At 70.8% G+C, this 5317-nt stretch carries 3 protein-coding genes and 1 rRNA gene; 1 reads left to right on the forward strand and 3 read right to left on the reverse strand.

Annotated features, from left to right (window positions below):
* The first annotated feature begins 4 nt into the window (after positions 1 to 4).
* Positions 5 to 121: ribosomal RNA gene (gene rrf / locus KN815_RS46205) — 5S ribosomal RNA — on the forward strand.
* A gap of 159 nt (positions 122 to 280) precedes the next feature.
* Here the strand turns inward: rrf and KN815_RS46210 are convergent.
* The 3 genes from KN815_RS46210 to KN815_RS46220 are packed head-to-tail and all read right to left on the reverse strand — an operon-like array spanning position 281 to position 5160.
* On the reverse strand, positions 281 to 2158 hold the full coding sequence (locus KN815_RS46210; protein WP_216347768.1) for a type IV secretory system conjugative DNA transfer family protein: 1878 nt from the start codon (positions 2156 to 2158) through the stop codon (positions 281 to 283).
* 1 nt (position 2159) lies between these two features.
* On the reverse strand, positions 2160 to 3566 hold the full coding sequence (locus KN815_RS46215) for an ATP-binding protein (protein ID WP_216347769.1): 1407 nt from the start codon (positions 3564 to 3566) through the stop codon (positions 2160 to 2162).
* 37 nt (positions 3567 to 3603) lie between these two features.
* Positions 3604 to 5160: an SCO6880 family protein gene (locus KN815_RS46220; protein WP_216347770.1), complete on the reverse strand. Its 1557-nt coding sequence runs from the start codon at positions 5158 to 5160 to the stop codon at positions 3604 to 3606.
* Between the last annotated feature and the right edge of the window lie 157 nt (positions 5161 to 5317).

Raw genomic sequence — 5317 nt, forward strand, 5'->3', positions numbered from 1 at the left:
GTGTTTCGGTGGTCATAGCGTTAGGGAAACGCCCGGTTACATTTCGAACCCGGAAGCTAAGCCTTTCAGCGCCGATGGTACTGCAGGGGGGACCCTGTGGGAGAGTAGGACACCGCCGAACAATTTTTAGCCTCGGTCCCGAGCATTTAATGCTCGGGACCGAGGCTTTTTTGCGTTCGCCTTGTTATTCGCCGCGATATCCGTCCCCACGTGTGCACGAGCACGGAAGAGGGCTGACCGGGAGTTCTCCGGGACCGTCCGTGCCAGCCGGCCCGGCTGACTACTGGCCGACCAGGGAGCGGTGGGGCCAGCGGGCTCGGGCTTGTTCCTGGGAGCGCATCAGAGCCAGTGTGGGCAGGCCCTGGGCCGCGCCCTGGGTGAGGAGATCGGGCAGCGCCGGGAGCGGGGCTACGGCGGCGACGTCGTCCAGGACGAGGGTCAGTGGTGGGTCGAGCCGACCGGAGGATGACCGTTCGGCCATGCGCCGGCCGTGCTCGACCACGTCTGAGGCGAGTGCGGTCAAGAGGGGCATCGCACCCGGATGGGTTCGGGGGTCCTCGATGGACTCACCCATCAGATACAGCGTTCCCCCTTCGGCGACGAATGACTCCAGTGCGAGCGCGTCGGCGCGTCCCGGATTGCAGGCGTCCCGGATGTGGATCGAGGACAGCGCGCCGAGGGCACGGGCGGTCAGCTCCTGGGCCATGTCGCGGCGTTCACGGTGTGCCGTGAGCGTGGCCTCCAGCTCGCCGGCCGCGCCGCCCGCCGCCTTGGGATGCGTACGGAGGATCTTCACGGGCTCGTGGGCCGAACTGCCCTGCGCCCAGCGGTGCACATGACGGAAGGGCCGGCCGTCCACGGCGGCGGCGTGCAGCCAGCAGCGGAGCATCGTCTCCGCGGCTTCCGCCATGGGCCGGTCCATGGCGTGCATGGGCCGTACGGGGGCGAGGAGGGCGGTGGCGCGGGTGGCCGCGATATCGCGGGAGCCGCAGTCCGACGCCGGGTTCCAGCGCAGCCGGGCGGGGGTGTCGAGCAGATGGGACGGATCGAAGACGTGGGTGGGGCCGAGCTTGGCGCGGGCGTCCTTGGTCATGGACCAGAGCTCGGGATCGCTGGTGACGACCAGGACGGGGCCGACGGCCTCCAGGACGGTGCGGGCCGCGGACTCGCCGCGCTGGGCACCGAAGAGGACCCGGGAGAGGACCCGGGACTGGTCCAACTCGCAGTCGGGGAGGCCGGCCGCCGTCAGCGGGTCGGTGCGGGGGGTGGGGAGCGGCTGAGCGGACACCGGGTCGGGGCCGAGCGGGGCGTACAGGCCGTCGTGGGCGGGCGGTGTGGTCGCGTCCTCCGTGGGGGCGTCCTGCGTGCGGGCCCTCTGCTCGGCGATCTGGGGTTGCGGCTGGTGGCCCGTCCCGGTGGCCGCCTCAGCGGCGACGGTCTCGTGGGCGTGACCGGCGGCGGGCGCGACGAGGCCGTTGCCGGTCACCGCCTCGGCCGGGGCCGGTGCGGGGGGCCCGACGGGGTGGCCTGGAGCGGCGCTCTCGGGCCGGGAGGCCGAGGAGCCCTCAGAGGGGCTGGCGGCGGGGCCGGAGGCGGCTCCTGGGGCCGCTGGGCCGCTTCCGGGGACTGATGCAGGCGGGGGCGGCGCCTCGGTGCCGGGGGTCGGCTCCGGCCTCGTACCGTTGCCGGTTCCGAAGCCGTCCTTGGCGGCGCCCGCGCCCGTAAGGCCGAGTCGTTTCGCCTCCGCCGCCTCCGCGCGGTCGATGCGGCGCTGGGTGCGGACCGTCCGGTAGCGGGCCAGCGTGCCGATCACGAAGATCGTCAGCACGATCAGCACCATCAGCTCACTGATGAAGACGCCCCAGAACAGCCCGTACCCCGAAAGCTGGTCCTGCGGGGTGCTGGGCCATGCCGCCGCCAGGTCCTGGGGCTCCTGCACCAGATGGCGCAGCGCCACCGGTGTCCGCATAAAGGTCAGGTTGTCCGGCCAGGCGCCGCGGGCGAAGAGCCCGGCCAGGCCGGTCGCCGACCACATCAGGCCGAGCGTGCCCAGCAGAAGGCCGATGGCGCCGATCAGCAGGCCGTCCGGAATGCCGCCCTGCGCGGACGGAGGTCTTCCGTGCTCCGCGGGCCCGCCGTGGTTCTGTCCCGCTGCCATCTCACGCCACCGTGGATCCGTACGACGGCCCGCCGTAGGTTTCCGCCTCGATCGCCGCGGCGGCGCGCTCCTCGGCCTCCGCCTCGGCCGCCATCTGCACGGCCAGTCCGTCCTCCGTCATCGCCCGGTCGGTGTAGACCAGGGGCCGCTCGGCCTCGGTGATGAGGTGTTTGACGACCTGTACGTTGCCGTTGACGTCCCAAACCGCGATACCGGGGGAGAGCGTCGGGATGATCTCGACGGCCCAGCGGGGCAGGCCCAGGACGCGGCCGGTGGCCCGTGCCTCGTCCGCCTTCTGGGCGTAGATCGTCCGTGTGGAGGCCATCTTGAGGATGGCCGCGGCTTCCCGGGCCGCCGCGCCGTCGACCACGTCGGAGAGATGGTGGACGACGGCGACGAAGGACAGGCCGAGCCGTCGCCCGAACTTCAGCAGCCGCTGGAAGAGCTGGGCGACGAAGGGGGAGTTGATGATGTGCCACGCCTCTTCGACCAGGAAGATGCGCTTCTTACGGTCGGGACGGATCCAGGTGTGCTCCAGCCAGACGCCCACGATGGCCATCAGGATCGGCATCGCGATCGAGTTGCGATCGATATGGGACAGGTCGAAGACGATCAGGGGTGAGTCCAGATCGATTCCGGCCGTGGTGGGGCCGTCGAACATCCCGCGCAGATCGCCGTCGACCAGTCGGTCCAGCACCAGGGCGACATCGAGGCCCCAGGCCCGTACATCGTCTATATCGACGTTCATCGCCGCCGCCGAATCCGCCTCGGGGTGGCGCAACTGCTCCACGATGTCGGTCAGCACCGGCTGGCGGTCGACGATGGTCTCGTTGACGTAGGCGTGCGCGACCTTCAGGGCGAACCCGGAGCGCTCGTCGAGCCCGTGCCCCATCGCGACCTCGATGATCGTACGGAGCAGGGCGAGCTGACCGGTCGTGGTGATCGCCGGGTCCAGGGGGTTCAGGCGGATACCGCCGTCCAGGGCCGCCATGGGGTCGAGCCGGATAGGCGTTATCCCCAGCTCCTGGGCGATGAGATTCCATTCGCCGACCCCGTCCTCGCCCTGGGCGTCCAGCACCACCACCTGGCGGTCGCGGAACCGTAGCTGACGCAGGACGTAGGTCTTCTCCAGGGCCGACTTCCCGTTTCCGGACTCGCCGAGCACCAGCCAGTGAGGGGCCGGCAACTGCTGGCCGTAGAGCTGGAACGGGTCGTAGATATAGCCCTTGCCGGAGTACACCTCGCGGCCGATGATCACGCCGGAGTCGCCGAGGCCGGGGGCCGCGGTGGGCAGATAGACGGCCTGCGCCTGGCCGGTGGAGGTGCGCACGGGCAGCCGCGTCGTCTCCACCTTTCCGAACAGAAAGCTGGTGAACGCATCGGTGACGGCGCTCATCGGATCGGCCACTGCGGAGCCCCTATCGTCCCTGTCGTCCCAGTCGTCTCTATCGGCGGATGCCGGTCGCGAACGGCAACGTGTTCACAAAGGCCCGGTGGTGCTCGCGGTCGCACCACTCCAGCTTGAGATAGCTCTTCCCCGCCGAGGCCCGGATGGTCCGCTTGTCGCGCGCGAGGGCCTCCGGGGACCGGGAGGACACGGTGATGTAGCCGACCAGGTTGACGCCCGCGGCGCCGCTGGCGAGATCCTCGCCGCGCTGGTCGAGCCGGCCGTGGGCGGCGATATCGCGCGGGTCGACGGTGCGGTTCATCTTCGCGGCGCGGCTGGCCTCGGCCTCGTCGTTGGTCTTCTCGGTGAGCATCCGCTCGATGGCGACCTCGGTGGGCTCGAGGTCCATACAGACGGCGACCGTACGGATGACATCGGGGGTGTGGACGAGCAGCGGGGCCAGGAAGTTGACCCCGACGGGCGTCATGGGCCACTCCTTGACCCAGGCCGTGGAGTGGCACCAGGGCTCGCGGGTGCTCGACTCCCGTGTCTTGGCCTGGAGGTAGGTGGGCTCCATGGCGTCCAGCTCGGCGGGCCAGGCGTTCCGCTTGGTCATCGCCTGGATGTGGTCGATGGGGTGGTCCGGGTCGTACATGGAGTGGATGAGCGACGCCAGCCGCCCCTGTCCCAGGGGCTGCCGCACCCGGATGTCGGCCTCGGCGAGCCGGGCACAGATGTCGGTCAGCTCACGGGCCATCACCACGGCCAGGCCCGCGTCCTTGTCGAGCCGGCGGCCGCCGCCGCTGTGGCGGGTGGCGCGCGCGATGGCCTGGGCCTCGGCGGCGAGGTCGCGGGTGTAGTGCATACAGGCGACGAGATAGGCGCGGTGCTGTTCGGAGGAGGTGGAGACCATGGACTGCAACTGGTCGTAGGAGTCCTTCAGCCAGTTGGGGGCCTGGTGGTCGCCGCGCCGCTCGACGTCCTTGGCGTGCGCGTCGGGGTCGGCGGGGAGGGTGCGGGCCAGGATCTGGAGACGGGTCACGAAACCGTCGCCGTTGGCCACATGCTTGAGCAGGGTGCCGAACCGGTCCACGAGGGCTTCCTGGTCCTCGCTGTCGCGCAGTCCGACGCCGGGGCCCTCGATCTCGATGGCGGCGGTGACGGTGCGGCGGTCGGCGTGCAGGAGCACGGCGATCTCGTCGGGGCCGAAGGGGGCGGCCAGCCAGTTGATCCGGCCGATGCCGGGGGGCGGGCCGACCTCGATCTCCCGGCCGTCGAGGCGGGTGCCGGCCTCCGCGGCGCCGGAGCGGTAGGCGGTGGTGCCCTTACGGACGCTGCGCTTGTAGGAGCGGTTGATCTCGAACCACCGGTAGAACGTCCGCCCGTTGTACGGGACGTACACGGCGGCGAGGGCGAGGGTCGGGAAGCCGACCAGGGCGACGATGCGGAACATCAGCACCTGCACCAGCAGGCCGCACATCATTCCGATGAAGGCGCCCCCGATGATCAGTGCGATCTCGCCGGTCTCGCGGTTCTTGCCGACGACCGCGTTCGGGCGGGGGCGCCCGATCAGATATGTGCGACGGGGCGCGATGGGGTGCGACTGGGCATCGATCGTCACCGCCGGTCACCTCCTGAGTTGTTGCCGGAGCCGCGGTTCGTGGCGGAGCCGCCGCGGGAGCCTCCGGTGTGGCCGGTGCGGCTGGCGGGTGCGGAGCCGCCGCCCCCGCCGCCCGAGGCTCCGCCTCCGCCGCTGGTGCGGGTGCTGTGGG

Origin of the sequence: Streptomyces niphimycinicus, assembly GCF_018883605.1 — a bacterium.
Classification (GTDB): Bacteria; Actinomycetota; Actinomycetes; order Streptomycetales; family Streptomycetaceae; genus Streptomyces; species Streptomyces niphimycinicus.

Bases quoted from the DNA above. Each gene is read 5' to 3' on its own strand.
- KN815_RS46210 (WP_216347768.1), bottom strand. From the start codon at position 2,158: ATGGCAGCGGGACAGAACCACGGCGGGCCCGCGGAGCACGGAAGACCT.